Source organism: Sinomonas atrocyanea (assembly GCF_030811715.1).
GTDB classification, from domain to species: domain Bacteria; phylum Actinomycetota; class Actinomycetes; order Actinomycetales; family Micrococcaceae; genus Sinomonas; species Sinomonas atrocyanea_A.
The window spans coordinates 372,206-391,000 of the sequence record NZ_JAUSRH010000001.1 but is presented as its reverse complement, the minus strand read 5'-3'; the positions used below and the strand labels follow the sequence as shown (position 1 = coordinate 391,000).

19 protein-coding genes are annotated in these 18,795 nt (G+C 71.4%); 15 read left to right on the top strand and 4 right to left on the bottom strand.

The genetic code is table 11. From position 1 onward, the window contains the following. Window positions 1-105: 105 nt before the first annotated feature. From xylA to J2W21_RS01845, 4 genes are read left to right on the top strand one after another with little or no spacing between them, the layout of a single operon-like run. Window positions 106-1,293 (top strand): xylose isomerase, encoded by a 1,188-nt coding sequence (xylA, locus tag J2W21_RS01860; RefSeq protein ID WP_307112803.1) that lies wholly within the window; start codon window positions 106-108, stop codon window positions 1,291-1,293. Between the two features lie 4 nt (window positions 1,294-1,297). Further along, entirely contained in the window at window positions 1,298-2,773 is a 1,476-nt protein-coding gene (locus tag J2W21_RS01855) for a xylulokinase (protein ID WP_307112802.1), read from the top strand. After that, window positions 2,770-3,771, top strand: coding sequence for an SDR family oxidoreductase (locus J2W21_RS01850; RefSeq protein ID WP_307112801.1), 1,002 nt, complete (start codon window positions 2,770-2,772; stop codon window positions 3,769-3,771). The genes J2W21_RS01855 and J2W21_RS01850 overlap by 4 nt, the downstream gene beginning before the upstream one ends. A gap of 25 nt (window positions 3,772-3,796) precedes the next feature. After that, entirely contained in the window at window positions 3,797-5,059 is a 1,263-nt protein-coding gene (locus J2W21_RS01845; RefSeq protein WP_307112800.1) for a D-arabinono-1,4-lactone oxidase, read from the top strand. Between the two features lie 27 nt (window positions 5,060-5,086). Here J2W21_RS01845 and J2W21_RS01840 read toward each other — a convergent pair whose 3' ends face one another. Next, window positions 5,087-5,545, bottom strand: a complete 459-nt coding sequence (locus J2W21_RS01840; RefSeq protein WP_373423054.1) for a MarR family winged helix-turn-helix transcriptional regulator — start codon at window positions 5,543-5,545, stop codon at window positions 5,087-5,089. A gap of 125 nt (window positions 5,546-5,670) precedes the next feature. Here J2W21_RS01840 and J2W21_RS01835 point away from each other — a divergent pair, with 125 nt between their 5' ends. The 6 genes from J2W21_RS01835 to menE all read left to right on the top strand — a co-directional run bounded on the left by J2W21_RS01835 (window position 5,671) and on the right by menE (window position 12,214). Next, window positions 5,671-6,606 (top strand): SDR family NAD(P)-dependent oxidoreductase, encoded by a 936-nt coding sequence (locus tag J2W21_RS01835; protein WP_307113003.1) that lies wholly within the window; start codon window positions 5,671-5,673, stop codon window positions 6,604-6,606. Window positions 6,607-6,608: 2 nt separating this feature from the next. Then, window positions 6,609-7,511, top strand: coding sequence for an amidohydrolase family protein (locus tag J2W21_RS01830; protein ID WP_307112798.1), 903 nt, complete (start codon window positions 6,609-6,611; stop codon window positions 7,509-7,511). Window position 7,512: 1 nt separating this feature from the next. After that, window positions 7,513-8,700 carry an acyl-CoA dehydrogenase family protein gene (locus J2W21_RS01825; RefSeq protein WP_307112797.1) on the top strand — a complete coding sequence of 396 codons (1,188 nt, stop codon included), beginning with the start codon at window positions 7,513-7,515 and terminating at the stop codon, window positions 8,698-8,700. A 35-nt stretch (window positions 8,701-8,735) separates the two neighbouring features. Further along, complete coding sequence (locus tag J2W21_RS01820; protein ID WP_307112796.1) at window positions 8,736-9,224, top strand: MaoC family dehydratase; 489 nt, start codon at window positions 8,736-8,738, stop codon at window positions 9,222-9,224. 62 nt (window positions 9,225-9,286) lie between these two features. After that, a complete protein-coding gene (locus J2W21_RS01815; RefSeq protein WP_307112795.1) occupies window positions 9,287-10,624 on the top strand; it encodes an MFS transporter in 1,338 nt (445 codons plus the stop codon). Between the two features lie 33 nt (window positions 10,625-10,657). After that, window positions 10,658-12,214, top strand: coding sequence for an o-succinylbenzoate--CoA ligase (gene menE, locus J2W21_RS01810; protein ID WP_307112794.1), 1,557 nt, complete (start codon window positions 10,658-10,660; stop codon window positions 12,212-12,214). Window positions 12,215-12,246: 32 nt separating this feature from the next. On the opposite strand, the gene J2W21_RS01805 is transcribed toward menE, so the two are convergent. After that, window positions 12,247-13,104, bottom strand: a complete 858-nt coding sequence (locus tag J2W21_RS01805) for a DUF1206 domain-containing protein (RefSeq protein WP_307112793.1) — start codon at window positions 13,102-13,104, stop codon at window positions 12,247-12,249. Window positions 13,105-13,275: 171 nt separating this feature from the next. Between J2W21_RS01805 and J2W21_RS01800 the strand changes: the two genes are divergently transcribed. Then, on the top strand, window positions 13,276-14,562 hold the full coding sequence (locus J2W21_RS01800; protein WP_307112792.1) for an adenylosuccinate synthase: 1,287 nt from the start codon (window positions 13,276-13,278) through the stop codon (window positions 14,560-14,562). Window position 14,563: 1 nt separating this feature from the next. On the opposite strand, the gene J2W21_RS01795 is transcribed toward J2W21_RS01800, so the two are convergent. Both J2W21_RS01795 and J2W21_RS01790 read right to left on the bottom strand, forming a co-directional pair. Beyond that, window positions 14,564-15,469, bottom strand: coding sequence for an NAD(P)H-hydrate dehydratase (locus J2W21_RS01795; RefSeq protein WP_307112791.1), 906 nt, complete (start codon window positions 15,467-15,469; stop codon window positions 14,564-14,566). Continuing rightward, window positions 15,453-16,256, bottom strand: a complete 804-nt coding sequence (locus J2W21_RS01790; protein WP_307112790.1) for a histidine phosphatase family protein — start codon at window positions 16,254-16,256, stop codon at window positions 15,453-15,455. Before J2W21_RS01790 ends, J2W21_RS01795 begins: the two co-directional genes overlap by 17 nt. 345 nt (window positions 16,257-16,601) lie before the next feature. On the opposite strand from J2W21_RS01790, the gene J2W21_RS01785 reads away from it, so the two are divergent. Genes J2W21_RS01785 through J2W21_RS01770 form a run of 4 tightly spaced genes read left to right on the top strand, consistent with a single transcriptional unit; the run spans window position 16,602 to window position 18,777 of the window. Continuing rightward, window positions 16,602-17,159 carry an RNA polymerase sigma factor gene (locus tag J2W21_RS01785; protein ID WP_307112789.1) on the top strand — a complete coding sequence of 186 codons (558 nt, stop codon included), beginning with the start codon at window positions 16,602-16,604 and terminating at the stop codon, window positions 17,157-17,159. Beyond that, window positions 17,156-17,926 carry a hypothetical protein gene (locus J2W21_RS01780; protein WP_307112788.1) on the top strand — a complete coding sequence of 257 codons (771 nt, stop codon included), beginning with the start codon at window positions 17,156-17,158 and terminating at the stop codon, window positions 17,924-17,926. The genes J2W21_RS01785 and J2W21_RS01780 overlap by 4 nt, the downstream gene beginning before the upstream one ends. 21 nt (window positions 17,927-17,947) lie before the next feature. Then, window positions 17,948-18,382 (top strand): CoA-binding protein, encoded by a 435-nt coding sequence (locus tag J2W21_RS01775; RefSeq protein ID WP_307112787.1) that lies wholly within the window; start codon window positions 17,948-17,950, stop codon window positions 18,380-18,382. Next, window positions 18,382-18,777, top strand: coding sequence for an MmcQ/YjbR family DNA-binding protein (locus J2W21_RS01770; RefSeq protein WP_307112786.1), 396 nt, complete (start codon window positions 18,382-18,384; stop codon window positions 18,775-18,777). The genes J2W21_RS01775 and J2W21_RS01770 overlap by 1 nt, the downstream gene beginning before the upstream one ends. The last annotated feature ends 18 nt before the right edge of the window (window positions 18,778-18,795 follow it).

The following is an 18,795-nucleotide window of genomic DNA, read 5'->3' as shown; positions in this document are numbered from 1 at the left end:
CCTCCCGAGGAAAAAGTGTTGACCACATCACATCATGGTCCATATAGTTCAGAACAAATACTAATTCTCTTTCGCCCCAACCCACCCCCCATCGAGGAGCTCTCCATGGCAGCGACGCCTACCCCCGAGAACAAGTTCACCTTCGGCCTGTGGACCGTGGGCTGGACGGGGAACGACCCGTTCGGCGTGCCGACCCGGCCCGCGCTCGACCCCGTCGAGGCCGTGCACCGGCTCGCCGAGCTGGGCGCGTACGGGATCACGTTCCACGACAACGACCTGGTCCCGTTCGGGGCGCCAGCCGCCGAGCGGGAGCTCATCCTCAAGCGGTTCCGCGCCGCCCTCGAGGAGACGGGGCTCAAGGTCCCGATGGTGACGACGAACCTCTTCAGCCACCCGGTCTTCAAGGACGGCGGCTTCACGTCCAATGACCGCTCGGTGCGCCGGTTCGGCCTCGCCAAGGTCCTGCGCAACATCGACCTCGCCGCCGAGCTGGGCGCGGAGACCTTCGTCATGTGGGGCGGCCGCGAGGGCTCGGAGTACGACGGGTCGAAGGACCTCGCGGCGGCCCTGGACCGCTACCGCGAGGGCGTGGACACGGCCGCCGCGTACATCAAGGAGAAGGGCTACGGGCTGCGGATCGCGCTCGAGCCGAAGCCGAACGAGCCGCGCGGGGACATCCTCCTGCCCACCGTGGGGCACGGGCTCGCGTTCATCGCCCAGCTCGAGCACGGCGACATCGTGGGCCTGAACCCCGAGACCGGGCACGAGCAGATGGCCGGGCTGAACTTCACCCACGGCATCGCGCAGGCGCTGTGGGCGGGCAAGCTGTTCCACATCGACCTCAACGGCCAGCGCGGCATCAAGTACGACCAGGACCTCGTCTTCGGCCACGGCGACCTCACGAGCGCATTCTTCACGGTGGACCTCCTCGAGAACGGCTTCCCGAGCGGGGGCCCGCGCTACGAGGGCCCGCGCCACTTCGACTACAAGCCCTCCCGCACCGACGGGTACGACGGCGTGTGGGAGTCCGCGAAGGCGAACATGCGCATGTACCTGCTCCTGGCCGAACGGGCCGCGGCCTTCCGCGCAGACGCCGAGGTCCAGGACGCCCTGCGCGCCTCCGCCGTGTACGAGCTGGCCGAGCCGACCCTCGCCGCCGGGGAGAGCGCGGCGGACCTCCTCGCCGACGCCTCCGCATTCGAGGAGTTCGACGCAGACGCGGCCGCCGAGCGCTCCTACGCGTTCATCCGGCTCAACCAGCTGGCCCTCGAGCACCTCCTCGGCGCTCGCTGAGCCCATGGGCCAGAAGGAATTCAGCGACCAGAAGGAATCCGGCGGCCGGCTCGTCGCGGGAGTCGACAGCTCGACCCAGTCCTGCAAGGTCGTCGTCCGGGACGCCGAGACCGGGGCGCTCGTGCGCTCCGGCTCGGCGCCCCACCCCGCCGGCACCGAAGTCCACCCCGAGGCGTGGTGGGACGCGCTGCGGGCCGCCATCCGCGACGCCGGGGGGCTCGACGACGTCGCGGCGGTCTCGGTGGCCGGGCAGCAGCACGGCATGGTCTGCCTCGACGCGGACGGGGCGGTGGTCCGCCCGGCCCTGCTGTGGAACGACACCCGCTCCGCCGCCGCGGCCGAGCAGCTGATCAAGGAGGCGGGCGCTGCCCCGGATGCGGCTGACGCCGACGCCGGCGCCCGCTGGTGGGCCGAGGCCACAGGGACCGTGCCCGTCGCCTCGATCACCGCGGCCAAGCTGCGCTGGCTCGCCGAGAACGAGCCCGAGCACGCCGCCCGGACCGCGGCCGTGTGCCTCCCGCACGACTGGCTGACTTGGCGCCTCGCCGGGCACGGGCCCGGCATGGGCGCGCTGGAAGCACTCGCGACCGACCGCTCCGATGCCTCGGGCACCGGCTACTGGTCCCCAGGCACGGGGGAGTACCTGCCCGGCGTCCTCGAGCAGGCCCTCGGGCACGTCCCCGTCCTGCCGCGCGTTCTGGGCCCGCTGGAACCGGCCGGCCGCACCCCCGCGGGCGCGCTCCTCGGCCCGGGGGCGGGGGACAACGCCGGGGCGGCCCTCGGCGTCGGCGCCGGCGTGGGAGACGTCGTCGTCTCGATCGGCACCTCCGGCACGGTCTTCGCCGTGGCCGGCCGCCCGACGTCGGACGCCTCCGGCCTCGTGGCCGGCTTCGCCGACGCGAGCGGCCACTTCCTCCCGCTCGCGTGCACCCTCAACGCCTCCCGTGTCCTCGATGCCACCGCCGCCCTCCTGGGCGTGACCCTGCCCGAGCTCACCGACCTCGCGCTCTGCGCGCCCGCCGGCGCCGACGGGCTGACCCTAGTGCCGTACTTCGAGGGGGAGCGGACCCCCAACCTGCCGGACGCGACCGGGTCGCTGCACGGCATCACGCTGCGCAACTACACGCCCGCGAACCTCGCGCGCGCCGCCGTCGAGGGCATCGTGTGCTCCCTCGCCGACGGGCTCGCCGCCCTCACGGCGCAGGGAGTCGCGGCCGAGCGGATCATCCTCGTCGGCGGGGCCGCCCGCTCCGCCGCCGTCCAGCAGGCCGCCGCCGGGATCCTCGGGCTGCCCGTCCTCGTCCCCGAGCCGGGGGAGTACGTGGCCGACGGCGCGGCGCGCCAGGCCGCCGGCGTCCTCCTCGGTGCCCTCCCGGAGTGGGAGACTGCGGGCACCGCCACGGTCACCGCCCACGCCACCCCGGACGTGCTCGAGCGCTACCGGGCCGAGGCGCAGGCGAAAGGCAGGTCCGCGTTGTGAGCGCACTCAAGGCCCTCTTCATCGGGGGCAGCGGCACCATCAGCTCCGCCTGCGCGCGGCTCGCCGTGGAGCGCGGGATCGAGCTGACGGTCCTCAACCGCGGCACCGGCCGGCGCGAGGTTCCGGCCGAGACGGAACAGCTCGTGGCCGACATCCGCGACCCCGCCTCCGTGCGGGAGGTCCTGGGCGGGCGCGAGTTCGACGCCGTCGTGGACTGGGTCGCCTTCACCCCCGACCACGTGCACACCGACCTGAAGCTGTTCGAGGGCCGCACGGGCCAGTACGTCTTCATCAGCTCCGCCTCGGCGTACCAGACGCCGCCGGCGCGGCTGCCCATCCGCGAGTCCACGCCGCTGCGGAACCCGTACTGGCAGTACAGCCGCGACAAGATCGCGTGCGAGGACGTCCTCACGTCGGCCTACAGGGAGCGCGGCTTCCCCGCCACCGTCATCCGCCCCTCGCACACCTATGACAGGACGCGGCCCCCGTTCAACGGCGGCTGGACCGTGGTCGAGCGGATGCGGCAGGGCAAGGAGATCGTGGTGCACGGCGACGGTTCCTCCCTGTGGACCCTGACCCACCACGAGGACTTCGCCCGCGGCTTCGTCCCGCTGCTCGGGCACTCGAGGGCGCTCGGGGAGGCCTTCACCATCACCTCGGACGATGTCCTGACATGGGACCAGATCGCCCACGTCCTGGCCCGCGCCGCCGGCGCGCAAGCCCGGATCGTCCATGTGCCCTCCGAGGCTATCGCGGCCGTGGACCCCGAATGGGGTGCCTCGCTCCTGGGCGACAAGACCCACTCGGCGGTCTTCGACACCTCCAAGCTGCGCAGCCTGGTGCCCGACTTCGCCCCGCGCATCCCCTACGAGCAGGGCGCGCGGGAGATGGTGGCATGGCACGACGAGGACCCGGCGCGCAAGAGCGTCGACCCCCACTTCGACCGGCTGATGGACGAGCTCGCGGAACGGTTCCGCGTCGCCCCGGCCGCCCACTGACGCCACAGGAGCTGGAAGCGAGACGATGAGGAACTGGGCAGGGAATCTCGAGTACGCGGCGGCGTCCGCCACGCGGCCGGAATCCGTGGAGGAGCTCGCGGAGCTCGTCGCCGGCGCCGCGCGACGGGGAGAGCGCGTCAAGGCGCTCGGCTCGCGCCACTGCTTCAACGACATCGCGGACACCGGCGGCGTGCACATCGTCCTGGACCGGCTGCCCAGCGCGGTCGAGCTCGACGCGGCGCGCCGGGTGGTCCGCGTTCCGGCCGGCCTCACCTACGGAGCGCTCGGGGCAGCGCTCGAGCGCGAGGGCTGGGCGCTGCACAACATGGCCTCGCTGCCGCACATCTCGGTGGGCGGCGCCGTCCAGACAGGCACCCACGGATCCGGCATCGCGAGCCCGGCCCTGGCAGCCGCCGTGACGGCGATCGAGCTCGTGCGGGCCTCCGGCGAGCCCGACCGGCTCTCCGCAGCCGACGGCGAGGAGTTCCTCGGCAGCGTCGTGGGCCTCGGGGCCCTCGGGATCGTGACCGCGCTCGAGCTCGCCGTCGAGCCGAGCTACCAGGTGCGCCAGCAGGTGTTCGAGGACCTGCCGTGGGAGGCCGTGCTCACGGACTTCGACGCGGTGGCCGGCGACGGCTACAGCGTCTCGCTCTTCACCGACTACGCCGGTGACACGGTGGCGCAGGCCTGGCGCAAGGTGCGCGTCGTCGCGGACGCGGGCGAGGGCGCCGCGCCGTCGTCCTTCTTCGGTGCCGTGCCCGCCCAGCGGCCCCGGCATCCGCTGCCCGAGATGGACGCGGGCAACTGCACGCAGCAGCTCGACGTCCCCGGCCCCTGGCTCGAACGGCTCCCGCACTTCCGGCATGAGTTCACCCCGAGCGCCGGCGACGAGCTGCAGACCGAATACCTCCTTCCGCGGGCGCGGGCGGCGGAAGCCCTCCGCGCGGTGCGGGCGCTCGCGGCCCGGCTGGCACCGCTCCTCTACGTCTCCGAGGTGCGCACGGTCGCGGCGGACGAGTTCTGGCTCAGCCCCTCCTACCGCCAGGACAGCGTGGCGCTGCACTTCACGTGGAGGCCGCTGCAGCGCGAGGTGGAGTCCGTCCTGCCCGAGCTCGAGGCCGCCCTCGCCCCCTTCGGTGCCCGCCCGCACTGGGGCAAGCTGTTCGCCGTGCCGCCGGCCACCATCGCGGCCCTGTACCCGCGGTTCGAGGACTTCCGCAGGCTCGTGGCCGAGCGCGACCCGGCGGGCGTGTTCCGCAACGCCTACCTGGACCGCATCCTCGGCTGAGCGTCCGGCGGTCCCCTGGCCGGTTCGCTAGCCCCAGAGCGTCCGCTGGAGCAGGGCGCGCAGCGAGTTGACCTCGGCCGAGCTGAGGGCCGCGAACTGCTCGGATTCGCACGCCTTCAGCGCCGCCTCCGCCTGGGCGTGCAGGCGCTCGCCGGCCCGGGTCGCGAGCACGATCTTCTGCCGCCGGTCGGTCCGGCCCTGCTCGCGCGCCACGAGCCCGCGCCCCTCGAGCTCGTCGATGAGGGCCACGATCTGGCTCGGGTCCAGACTCAGGAAGTCGGCGAGCTCGCGCTGGGTGGGCTCGAGGCCGCTGCACGCGAGGCGCAGCACCGAGTAGGAGCGCTCGCGCAGCCCGAAGTCCGCGAGTGCGCGGTTGTTGAGGACCGAGCCGGCCGCGCGGACCTTCGCGAGCAGGAGCCCGATGTCGTCTGCGATCGCCGACGCCGCGAGCCGCGGGGTGTCGGCCGCCTCCACGCTGTGGCCAATGCTCACCGGGGCCTCCAAACCTCATCAAAATTCAATCGTTGACTTTTTCAATGATCCAGTATCTCATGGACTGTGACAAGGGTCTCATGGACGAGGCCGCAGCCACACACCGCAAGGAGCAGGGCATGAGCCTGGCAGGCAAGGTAGCGATCGTCACCGGCAGCGGACAGGGCCTCGGCCTCGCCTACGCCCGCGAGCTCGCGCGGCAGGGCGCCGCCGTCGTCATCAATGACGTGAACGAGGCCACCGCCGCCGCCGCGGTGGAGCAGATCCAGGCCGACGGCGGGAAGGCGACCGCCGTCGTCGTCCCCGTCGGCACCACCGAGGCCGCGAAGGCGCTCGTCGACGGGGCCGTGGAGGCGTTCGGCCGGCTCGACATCCTCGTCACCAACGCCGGCATCCTGCGGGACAAGAGCCTGCTGAAGATGACGGACGATGACTTCGACCTCGTCATCAACGTCCACCTCAAGGGCACGTTCACGTGCGTCCGCGAGGCGTACGCCTACTTCAAGGAGCACGGGATCGCCGGCCGCATCGTCACGATCGGCTCCCCGACGGGCCAGCGCGGCAACTTCGGCCAGACCAACTACGCCGCCGCCAAGGCCGGGATCGTGGGCATGGTGCGCACGTGGGCGCTCGAGATGAAGAAGGCCGGAGTGACCGTCAACGCCGTCATCCCCGTCGCCGCGACCGCCATGACCAAGACGGTGCCGTACTTCGCCAAGGCCGTCGAGGCGGACGAGCGCGGCGAGGCCATGCCGGCCTTCTTCCGCCACGACCTCGGCTTCGGCACGGCCGACGACGTCGCGGGCCTGGTCGCGTACCTCGCCTCCGACGAGGCGGCCGGCATCAGCGGCCAGGCGATCGGCGCCGGCGGTGACCGCCTCCAGGTCTGGACCCACCCCGAGCCCGCCACCACGGACTACCGCGAGGGCGGCTGGACCTACGAGGCGCTCCAGGAGCGCGGAGCCGAGCTCATCGGCGACCACGTGCAGAGCGTGGGCGAGGAGTTCCTCCCTCTCCCGGAAGACCTGCAGCCCTCAGGGGCGGAGGCCCGCTGACCATGGCGCGCTACGAACTCGGGCTCGACGTCGCCAAGCTCGACGCGATCGACATGCACGTGCACGTCGAGATCGACGGCCACGGCCACTGCTCACTCCCCGACGACCTCAACGAGGCCTCCTCGAAGTACTTCAAGGCCGAGGACCGCCACCCCACGCTCGAGAAGATCGCGGACACCTACCGCTCGCTGAACATGGCCGCGGTCGTCTTCACCGTGGACGCGCGCACGGCCCTGAAGCATGAGCCGAACTCCATCGAGGACCTCATCGCCGGCGCCGCGGAGCACAGCGACGTCCTCATCCCGTTCGGCTCCGTGGACCCGCGCACCGGCGAGGAGGCGATCGCGCGCGCCAAGCACCAGGCGCTCGAGCTCGGAGCCCGAGGCTTCAAGTTCCACCCGTCCCTGCAGGGCTTCGACCCCTCGAGCGAGGAGTTCTACCCGCTCTGGGAGACCCTGGCGGAGCTCGGCCTCCCGGCCGTCTTCCACACCGGCCAGAACGGCATGGGCGCGGGTCTGCCCGGCGGCCACGGCATCAAGCTCAAGTATTCCAACCCGTTGCTGCTCGACGACGTCGCCGCCGACTTCCCCGGCCTGACCGTGATCATGGCGCATCCCTCCGTGCCCTGGCAGGACGAGGCGATCTCGATCGCCACCCACAAGTCGAACGTGTTCATCGACCTCTCGGGCTGGTCCCCGAAGTACTTCCCGCAGTCCCTCGTGCGGGCCGCCAACTCGATGCTGGCGGAGAAGGTGCTGTTCGGCACCGACTTCCCGCTCATCACCCCGGCGAAATGGCTCGGTGCGTTCGCCGACCTCCCGCTCAAGGACGAGGTCCGGCCCAAGATCCTCAAGGACAACGCCGTGAAGCTCCTCGGGCTGGGCGCCGCGGAAGGGAAGCGCTGAGATGGACCTGTACTCCGCCTCCGACTGGTACGACGCCGAGGGCCTCCTCACCGACGACGAGCGCCTCGTCCTCGGCCGCCTGCGTGACTTCCTCGAGACCACCGCCAAGCCTCTCGTGGGCGACTACTGGGAGCGCGGCGAGTTCCCCTACGAGATCGCCCAGCCGCTGATCGACCTGGACCTCATGGAGCCCGCCGAGCTCACCGCGAACCGGACCCGCCCGGCCCGAGGGCTCTACCACGGCTTCCGCATCTTCGAGCTCGCGCGCACCGACGCCTCGATCGCCACGTTCTACACGGCCCAGGCCGGCCTGTTCCGCACGGCCATCCGCGTCGGCGCCTCGGAGGAGCAGAAGCAGGAGTGGATGCCCCAGGTCATCGACTTCACGCTCAAGGGCGTCTTCTCCCTCACGGAGCCCGAGCACGGCTCCGACATCGCCGGCGGCCTCGCCACCACCGCGCGCCGCGAGCCGGGAACGGACACCTGGGTCCTCGACGGCGCGAAGCGCTGGATCGGAGGCGCGTTCACAGCGGATGTCCTGGCCGTGTTCGCCCGCGACGTCGCGGACGGGCAGGTCAAGGCCTTCCTCGTCCCGCGCGAGGCCCCTGGCGTCACCCTCGAGAAGATCCACCGCAAGACGGCCCTGCGCATGATGCAGAACGCGCACATCACGCTCGACGGCGTGCGGGTCACCGAGGCGGACCGGCTCCACAACGTGAACTCGTTCAGGGACGTCGCCGCCATGCTCCGGGCCATGCGCTCGGACGTCGCCTGGATCGCCACCGGCATCCAGGCCGGCGCCTTCGAGGCCGCCCTGCGCTACGTCACCGGGCGCGAGCAGTTCGGGCGGCAGCTCGGCGGATTCCAGCTCGTCCAGGAGAAGCTCGCCCGCATGCTCGGCAACCTGACCTCGAGCCTCGCGCTCGTCGTCCGGCTCACCGAGCAGCAGGAGAAGGGCGTCTACCGCGACCAGGACTCCGCCCTGGCCAAGATGCAGACCTCGCTGCTCATGCGCGAGACGGTGGCCCTCGCCCGCGAAGTGGTGGGCGGCAACGGCATCACCCTGGATACCGAGGTGGCCCGCTTCCACGCGGACGCCGAGGCCGTCTACTCCTACGAGGGCACCCACGAGATCAACGCCCTGATCGTCGGCCGGGCCCTCACGGGCCAGAGCGCCTTCACCAAATAGCGCCGCACCCCCCAGAGAACTCCAAGGAGAACACCATGACCGCACGCACCACCGAGCCGCGTTCCAGCGAGCCCCGCCTCGTTGTCGACTTCGACAAGCTCCTCACCATGGCCGGCGCCGACCTCGGCGCGACCGACTGGATGGAGATCACCCAGGACCGCGTCAACCTCTTCGCCGACGCGACCGACGACCACCAGTGGATCCACACCGACCCGGAGCGGGCCAAGGACGGTCCGTTCGGCGCCCCGATCGCCCACGGCTTCCTCACGCTCTCCCTGATCATCCCGTTCTGGGGCGAGCTCTTCGACGTCGAGGGCGTCACCACCAAGGTCAACTACGGCCTCGACAAGGTCCGCTTCACCTCTCCCGTCAAGGCCGGCTCGAAGGTCCGCATGGTCGGCACCATCGCCGAGGTGGCCGAGGTCAAGGGCGGTGCCCAGATCAAGGTCAACGCCACGATCGAGATCGAAGGCCAGGAACGCCCGGCGGTCGTCGCCGAGTTCCTCGCGCGGTTCTACAAGTAGCCCTGCTGCACGCCCGCCCGCTCGCCCCGAACGCCACCCATCCCACCTCCCGAGGAAAGCCCATGTCCGGAACCCCCACGCTCCGCCAGATGAGCACGACCGCCCAGCGCAGAGAGGCGCGCACGGTCATCCTGTCCAGCTACCTGGGCAGCACCATCGAGTTCTACGACTTCCTCCTGTACGCGACCGCAGCGGCCGTCGCGTTCCCGAAGGTCTTCTTCGCCGGGACGGACCCGTGGGTCGGGGTCGTCGCCGCGTACGCCACGTTCGCCGCCGGCTACCTGGCACGGCCGCTCGGCGGGGTGATCTTCGGCCACTTCGGGGACCGGATCGGCCGCAAGGGCATGCTCATCGTGTCCATGACGGTCATGGGCCTCGCCTCGGCCGCGATCGGGCTCATTCCCGGCATGGACCTCATCGGGCCGTGGGGGGCCGTCGCCCTCGTGGTCCTGCGGGTGCTCCAGGGCATCGCGGTGGGCGGCGAGTGGGGCGGCGCGGCGCTCATGGCGCTCGAGCACGCCGATCCGAAGCGGCGCGGCTTCGCGGCGTCGTTCGTCAACGCCGGCGCCCCCACAGGAGCTGTCCTCGGCACCGTCATGATGGGGCTCGTCTCGGCCCTGCCTGGTCCGCAGTTCCTCGCGTGGGGCTGGCGCGTGCCGTTCCTGCTCTCGTTCGCCCTCCTGGTGGTGGGCCTGTTCGTCCGGGTCCGCGTCGCCGAGAGCCCCATCTTCGCCGAGGCTGTCACCGCGGAGAAGACCGCCGAGGAGGCCCGGGGCGGGACGCGGAAGGTCCCGCTCCTGGAGGTCCTCCGCCGCCCCAAGGCGCTGGTGTTCATCATGCTCGCCGGCGCCGCGGGCTTCGGCCTGCAGGTGGTCCTGCCCACGTTCTCGGTCACCTACGCGGTCTCGAAGGGCGCCCCCCAGCAGGGAGTCCTCTATGCGTTCGCCGCGGCCTCGGCCATCTCCATCGCGTTCGTCCTCTTCGGCGGCCGGCTGTCCGACCGCTTCGGGCGGCGCCCGGTGATGGTCGCGGGGCTCATCCTGTTCGTCGCGTACCTGTTCCCGATGTTCTCCCTCCTCGGCTCGGGCAACGTGTGGCTCGTGTTCCTGGCCTTCACGCTGGCCCTCGTCTTCCACTCGACGCTCTACGGCCCGCTCGCGGCGTTCGTCTCGGAGCAGTTCGGGACCACGTCCCGCTACACGGGCGCCGCCCTCGGCTACCAGCTCGCGACACTCATCGGGGCCGGCTTCACCCCAGGCATCGTGGCCTCGCTGTACAAGGACTCGGGCCAGAGCATCGGCGCCGTCGTCGGCTTCCTCGCCGCGATGTCCCTCGTCTCCGCGGTGTTCATCCTGCTGACGCGGGAGTCCAAGGACAACGACCTCGCCGCCGTCCGCTAGCACCCCGCCCACCCTCAGACCGGGAGGTCTCCCATGTACAACAACGGTGTTGGCTCGTGGCTCCACCGCCGCCGCCCCAAGTCGGGGCCCAAGGCCGCCCTCATCGCCGGCGACCGCACGCTGACCTACGCGGAGCTGTCCGAGCGTGCTGACCGCCTCGCCAACGCGCTGCGCCGCCGGGGGGTGGCCCGGGGCGACCGCGTGGCGTACCTCGGAGAGAACGATCCCGCGTTCGTCGAGACATTCTTCGCCGCAGGCCTCCTGGGGGCGATCTTCATCCCGCTCAATACCCGGCTCGCCGCCCCCGAGCTGCAGTTCCAGCTGCAGGACTCCGGCGCCCGCCTCCTCGTCCACGGCGCCCCCCTCGGGGACCTGGCTGCCTCGGCCGCGGCGGGCACCGGGGTGCAGTGCCGCCTCGTCGTCGGATCGGCGGACGACGCCGGCGGTGCCGCTCCCAGCGCGGGCGGCACCGCCGTCGTCGAACGCTACGAGGACGCCCTCGAGGGGGCGCCCGATGAGTGGATCGACGAGACGGTGAGCCTCGACGACGGGGCGATGATCCTGTACACGTCGGGCACCACGGGGCGGCCCAAGGGGGCGCTGCTGACCCACGGCAACATCACGTGGAACTGCATCAACGTCATCACCGACATGGACGTGAACCGCCACGACGTGGCGCTCATGATCTCCCCGCTGTTCCACGTCGCGTCCCTCGACATGGGCCTGCTGCCCATGCTGCTCAAGGGAGCCACCGTGGTGCTCGAGCAGAAGTTCGAGCCGGGCCGGGCGCTGGAGCTCATCGGCCGGCACCGCATCACCGCCCTCAGCGGCGTGCCCACCACCTACCAGCTCCTCGCCGAGCATCCCGACTGGGCGGCCACAGACCTCAGCTCGCTCGACAAGCTCACGTGCGGCGGCTCCGCCGTGCCGATGCGCGTCCTCGAGGCCTACGAGGAGCGCGGCCTCGGCTTCTCGAACGGGTACGGCATGACAGAGACGGCGCCGGGTGCGACGACCCTGCCCGTGTGGCGGTCCCGGGAGAAGGCCGGCTCGTCAGGCCTCCCGCAGTTCTTCACCGACATCCGGATCGCGGATCCGCTCGGCGAGGTCCTCGCCCCGGGCGAGGTGGGAGAGATCCAGATCTCCGGTCCGAACGTCATCAAGCAGTACTGGAACCGCTCCGAGGCGACCCGGGACTCCTACGCGGACGGCATCTGGTTCAAGTCCGGGGACATGGGCTACCGGGACGAGGAGGGCTTCCTGTTCGTCTCCGACCGGCTCAAGGACATGATCATCTCCGGCGGGGAGAACATCTATCCGGCCGAGGTCGAGGCCGTGATCGTGGAGCTGCCTCAGGTGGCCTCCGTGGCCGTCATCGGGGTCGCCGACGAGAAGTGGGGCGAGGTCCCGCGCGCCGTCGTGACGCTGCGCGAGGGCACCTCGCTCACCCAGGAGGACATCCGGGCCCACCTCGACGGCCGCCTCGCCCGGTACAAGATCCCCAAGTCGGTCGTGTTCGTGACGGAGATGCCCCGCACCGCGAGCGGGAAGATCCGCAAGGCCGAGCTGCGCAGGCAGTTCGCGCGGTAGCGGTCCGCGCGGCAGGCTGTCCGCGGCGCGGGCTACTGCTCGAAGTTGGCGTACTTGGCCCGCGCCGCGCTGTAGACCCCATAGCAGGCGAGGCCGAGGGCCACCGCGCCGAGGATCCAGCCGCCGAACGGCTGCGACGCGAGGGACTTGAGGGCGCCGTCGAGGCCGGACTGCTGCTTCGGGTCGTGGTGCACGGCCGCGACCAGGATCAGGATCCCGACCACCGCCACGGCGACGCCCTTCGCGACGTAGCCCACGCTGCCCATGACCTTCACCCAGTCCGGCGAGGCCTGCGTCGGCTGGGCGTCCTTCCCCAGGAAGCCGCGGGTCACGCCCCGGAAGCCGAAGTACACCCCCACCCCCAGCACCACGAGCCCCGCGATGAAGAGCACCACGCCGCCGAACGGGATCGACAGCACGTTCGCCGTGGTCTGCTGGGACTGCTGGCTCGAGTTCTTCTGGTTGCCGAGGGCGAAGCTGACGAACAGCCACGTGAGGCCGAAGTAGGCGATCGCGGTCCCGCCGGGGCCGAGCGCCTCCTTGGGCTTGCCGTCCCGGCGCCACTTGCCCACGGCATTGACCGCCATCCAGATGGCCAGCGCCGCACAGCAGATGACGCCGGCCCACAGGAGGAGGGGGCCGCCCGGCGCCGAGGCGATCTGCTGCACCGCGCTCGACTGGTCGGCGTTCTTGCCGCTGCCCCCGAAGGCCACCTGGAGTGCGAGCCAGGCGATGAGCACGTGCAGCAGCCCCACGAACACGAAGCCGGCCCGGGCCACAGCGTGGGCTGCGGGGGAGCCGGCGGCCCGCTCCGCGTTGTGCGCAGCGTCCTTGGCGCCCCGCTCGGCCGAGTTGCCGCCCCCGCCGCCCCCGCGTGAATGATCGTCCACTGATGACCTCCTGATATGCGTGCTTCCCAACATCTTCGGTGGCTCTTGCCCCGCTTCGGTAGACTTGGGTGGCAAGAGCCCCGGAAGTCTTGCCACGACGCGCGAGAGACGGGGTCTTTGCATGTAGGCCAGCGGCCAGCCGGGCCGTGGGCGGTGTCCGGGGAGGAATCCATGCCAGCAATCGTGATCGTCGGAGCCCAGTGGGGCGATGAGGGCAAGGGCAAGGCAACGGACCTGCTGGGGGGCCGCGTGGACTACGTGGTCAAGCCCAACGGGGGCAACAACGCGGGCCACACGGTGGTGGTCGGCGGCGAGAAGTACGAGCTCAAGCTCCTGCCCGCCGGCATCCTGAGCCCCAACACGATCCCGATCATCGGCAACGGCTGCGTCGTGAACCTCGAGGCCCTCTTCCAGGAGATCGACGGCCTCGAGGCCCGCGGCGCGGACACCTCCCGCCTGCGCGTCTCCGCCAACGCCCACCTCGTGGCCCCCTACCACCAGACCCTCGACAAGGTCACCGAGCGGTTCCTCGGCAAGCGCGCGATCGGCACCACCGGGCGCGGAATCGGCCCGGCCTACATGGACAAGGTGGCCCGCCTCGGCATCCGCGTCCAGGACGTCTTCGACGAGTCGATCCTGCGGCAGAAGGTCGAGGGCTCGCTGCACCAGAAGAACGAGCTCCTCGTCAAGGTCTACAACCGCCGCGCCGTGGACATCGACGAGACCGTGGACTACTTCCTCGGCTTCGCGGACCGTCTGCGCCCCCTCGTCATCGACTCGACCTACGAGCTGAACAAGGCGCTCGATGACGGCAAGGTGGTCCTCATGGAGGGCGGGCAGGCCACGTTCCTCGACGTGGACCACGGCACCTACCCGTTCGTCACGTCCTCGAACCCCACCGCCGGCGGCGCCTCCGTGGGCTCGGGCATCGGCCCCACCCGCATCTCCCGGGCCATCGGCATCGTGAAGGCGTACACCACGCGCGTCGGCGCCGGGCCGTTCCCCACCGAGCTGTTCGACGAGATGGGCGAGTACCTCCAGAAGACCGGCGGCGAGTTCGGCGTGAACACGGGCCGCCCGCGCCGCTGCGGCTGGTACGACTCGGTCCTGGCCCGCCACGCCTCGCGCGTCAACGGCTTCACCGACTACTTCCTCACCAAGCTGGACGTGCTCACCGGCATCGAGCGCATCCCCGTGTGCGTCGCGTACGACGTCGACGGCGTGCGCCACGACGAGATGCCCATGACCCAGACCGAGTTCCACCACGCCAAGCCGATCTTCGAGTACTTCGACGGCTGGACCGAGGACATCTCGGGAGCCACGACCCTCGACGAGCTCCCGGCCAACGCCCGCGACTACGTCCTGGCCCTCGAGAAGCTCTCCGGGACGCGGTTCTCGGCCATCGGCGTCGGCCCGGACCGCGACCAGACGATTGTGGTGCGCGACCTGATCGACTAGGTCAGACACTGAATTCCAGCATCAGGGCGGGCAGTTCGTCGGCGAGCTCGCGGGCCAGGAATCCGAGGGGACCCAGCCTGCTGGCCAGCCGGTCGCCAGCTGACGCGTGCAGGTGGGTGCCCCAGCAGGCCGCCTGCACGCTGCTGGTTCCCCTGGCCCGGAGCCCCGCGATCGCGCCGGCCAGGACGTCGCCGCTGCCGGACGTGCCGAGGCCGCCGTACCCCGTGGTGATCTTCCACAGCGCCGGTTCCTCCGCAGCCAGGCCTGACGGCTGGGTGACCACTCCGTGGCAGCTGACCACGGCGTCGAACCTGTCGGAGATCTCGGCCAGGTCCTCGTCGAGGTTGTCCACGTCCCGGCCCAGCAGGACGGCCGCCTCCTTGAGATTCGGGGTGAGGATCAGCCGGCCGCGCCAAGGTTCCAGCTTGTCCTCGAGCGGCACCAGCGCGCTGAGGGCGTAGGCATCGAGGACGACGGCGGGCCGGCCGCCGCGCCCGGCCTCGCCGTCGAGCAGCGCCGCCAGCAGTTGCCCGGCAAGGTCGGGATCGTCCAGCCCCGGCCCCACCAGGATCGTGTCCGCCCCCTCCAGGGAGGAGGAAATCCGGTCCAGCTCCGGCTTGACCGAGCCGTCAGCCGTCTCCGGCAGGCCGATCGCACCGCACTCGGGCAGCGCCACCCCCACCTGCACGGCCGCCGATTCGGCCACCGCCAGCGTGAGTTTCCCGGCCCCGGCCCGGAGGGCTGCTGTCCCGGCCAGCAGCGCGGCGCCGGGGGTGGCCCGGGCTCCGCCGATGACCAGCACGGACCCGCGCGAGTACTTGTCCTGGCCGGGTGCGGGCAGCGGCCACTCCCGCAGGAGCGACGGCGTCACCAGGGTGGCGCCGGAGGAGTCACTGAGGCCGGGCACCGGTGTCTCCTCCGTGCTCGGTGACCGCGACGCCCAGCTCCGTCAGGTGGTCGGCCACATTGAAGCTCTCCAGCGTCCACGGCCCTGCGCCGGAGGGGCGGACGAACCGGGTCACCGAGGCGTTGAGGATGGATTCCCTGGCCGCCAGGTCCAGCAGCTCCCTTTCGCTGAGGCCTTCCAGCACATACCGGAACAGCATGATCACGGCGTCGTGGCACACCAGCATCACCCGGTGTCCCATGCCCAGGCTGTTCAGCTCCGCCAGGACGGCCCGCAGCCGCAGCGCCACGTCGGCCCAGGACTCCCCTCCCGGCGGCCGGTAGTACAGCTTGCCCAGCCAGTCCCGGCGCTCGGACTCCTCGGGATAGCGGTTCTCCACGCCCAACCGGGTCAGCCGGTCCAGGATGCCGAGCTCGCGGTCGCGCAGCCGCTCGTCGGTGCGCACCTGAAGGGGCCAGCCCGCTGCCTCCACCGCGATCTCCGCCGTCTGGCGTGCCCGCGCATAGGGGGAGGACACCACCGCGTCCGGGCGGAGCTCCGCGGCGATCCGGCCCAGGGCGGTGCCCAGCGCCTTGGCCTGGTCGCGGCCGGTTCCGGACAGATCGACGTCCGCATCCCGCGCGGGGACGTCGATGACCTCCACTCCGGCCTCGCGTGCTTCGGTGGCCGCGACGTTGCCTTCGCTCTCACCGTGCCGGATCAGCAGCAGCTCCACGGCCCCGGCCTTCTGGACGGCCTCGGTCAGGCCGTCGTCCTCGGCGGAATTCCCGTCCGCTGACGTATTCATCGAGAGATCACCTTCGTCCTTGGCGTGCCGGATGCAGGAACACTACCTACGGCGTACCCAGTGGGCGGCGAAAAGTAACCGACGACGGCGGCAGCGCACCCCAGCGCGCCGGTTCCGGGCCGCCGGCCGCGCCCGAAAAAAATTCCCGAAGAAAATCTCGGAACCGCGTAACCCTCCGGGGGCCGCCGACGATTACCTGTATGCAAGCCGGGCTGGAATCTGTCCCCCATCATGTTCCAGCCCGGCTTCCTCTCTGCCCAGTCGGGCCGTCGGCGCAGCTGGCCCACGGCTAGACTGGGCGGGTTCTGCCTTCAGAATCCAGGGTCAGGAATCCAGGGGATAGCCGTGCTCGAATCGATCACTGACGACGATCTCGCGCCGGGTGCGCTGACGGAGCACGAGCTGTTCACCCTCGTCTACCGTTCGCTGGCACCCGCGGTGATCGGCTACATGTCCGCCCGCGGGGTGGACGATCCCGAGGCGCTCGCGCAGGACGTGTTCGTCGCGGTGCTGCCGCGCCTCGGATCGATCACCGGCGGGGCGGCCGGGCTGAAGACGCTCGTCTTCTCGGTCGCCCACGCCCGCGTAGTGGACCACTACCGCCGCACCGAGCGCCGGCCGCGGATCGTCGACTACGACCCGCTGCTGGACCTGCGCGAGACCGCCTCCGCCGAGCACGATGCCCTCCTCGCCGCCGGCCAGACCGACGCGGAGATCCTGATCGGCCGGCTCAAGGGGGACCAGAAGGAAGTGCTCACGCTCCGCATCGTCGCGGAACTGAGCATCGAAGAAGTCGCCTCCGTGCTCGGCAAGACGCCGGGCGCGGTCAAACAGCTCCAGCGCAGGGCACTGCTGGCCCTGAGAGAGCACGTGGTAGAGGAAGAGTGGGTCCGATCAGCGTGAAGAGGACGCAGGTGCAGGCGGTGCTCGCCGAGGAGGGGCTCGAGCACGACGCCGCGCTGACGGCCGCCCTCGAGCGGATCGCCGCGCTCCGGCTCGCCGAGCCGCCCACACCCACGGGCGAGCTCGCACGCCTCCTCGCCGGCGGCTCCGCGGGGGAGAGCACGACGGCGCCGCTCGCCGTCGTGCTTCCGCTCACCCGGGCGGCGGCCAGGAAGTCGGAGGCCGCAGCCGCGCCGGCCAAGCCGCACTGGATCAAGCGCCACCGCGGGGCGATGATCGGCGTTCTCGTCGCAGCCGGCATGGGCCTCGGCGCGAGCGGCGTGGCCGCGATGACGGGCCAGGTCTGGGACTGGCACGCGCCGCTGCACCCCGCCGTCGGCCCTTCGCTGACCCACGCGGCCGAGCCGTCGGCCCCGGGCGGAACCGCGCACACCAGCACCCCCACCGGCGTCCCGCCGCTCCCGCAGGATGCCGGTGCGGCAGGCGCGGCCACGGGCCCCACCGCGACGGGCCACGGCGCAGACCGGGAGGCCGGCTCCTCGGACCCGGGGCGGGACGCAGGGGCAACGCCGGCCGCGCGGGACGCCCGGGACCAGGGCCGCGATGCGCAGGAGCAGGCTCCCCAGGACCGCGGCCGACAGGGCAGCGGACGGGGCCCGACAGACTCTGCCCGCCCGTCCCAGGGCCCCCAGCAGCCGGGCGACCGGGGCGCCAGCGGCCAGGACGGGGACGGCCGGGAGGCAGGCGGACAGGACGCCAGCCGGTAGAGACCGCAGTAGCATGGCCCCATGCGGCACGTGAATGATCCTGCTGTCATCGACCGCCTCATGAGCACGCCCGGAACATGGGCGATCGTGGGGCTGACCCAGAACGAATGGCGTGCCGCGCACGCCGTCTCCCTCACCATCCGCGACGTCATGGGCAACCGCATCATCCCGGTGAACCTGCGCGGCGAGGACGTGCACGGGGAGAAGGGCTACGCGCGGCTCGCAGACATCCCCGCCCAGCTGCACCCGATCGACGTGGTGGACTGCTTCGTGAACTCCGCCCGGGTCGGGGACGTCGTGGACCAGGCGATCGCCGTCGGCGCCAAGGCCGTGTGGATGCAGCTCGGCGTCGTGGACGAGGCCGCGGCGGAGCGGGCGGAGGCGGCCGGGCTCGACGTCGTCATGGACGCCTGCCCCGAGCGCGAGCTGTGGCGGCGCGGACGCAGGACTGCGTGATGGACGCCGCCCTGCTCCGCGAACTGTGTCTGGGCTTCCCCGGGGCCTACGAGGACTTCCCGTTCGGACCGGAGGCCTCGGTGTTCAAAGTCCGGTCCACGGCCGGGGGCGACGACTGGCCCGGCAAGATGTTCGCGCTCGCGAACCTCGACGCGGTCCCCCTCACCGTGGCGCTCAAGTGCGACCCCGCGCTGGCGGTGCAGCTGCGGGCCGCGCATCCCGAGATCACCGGCGCGTGGCACATGAACAAGAGGCACTGGAGCGACGTGCGCCTCGACGGGGCCCTCGCCGTGGAGGACGTCCGCAACCTGGTCGAGGACTCGTACGACCTCGTCGTGGCCGGGCTGCCCAGGGCGCACCGCGAGGCTCTGGGCTGGAGCCGGCTCGCCCGCTGAGCGCGCTAGGGTGGGAGC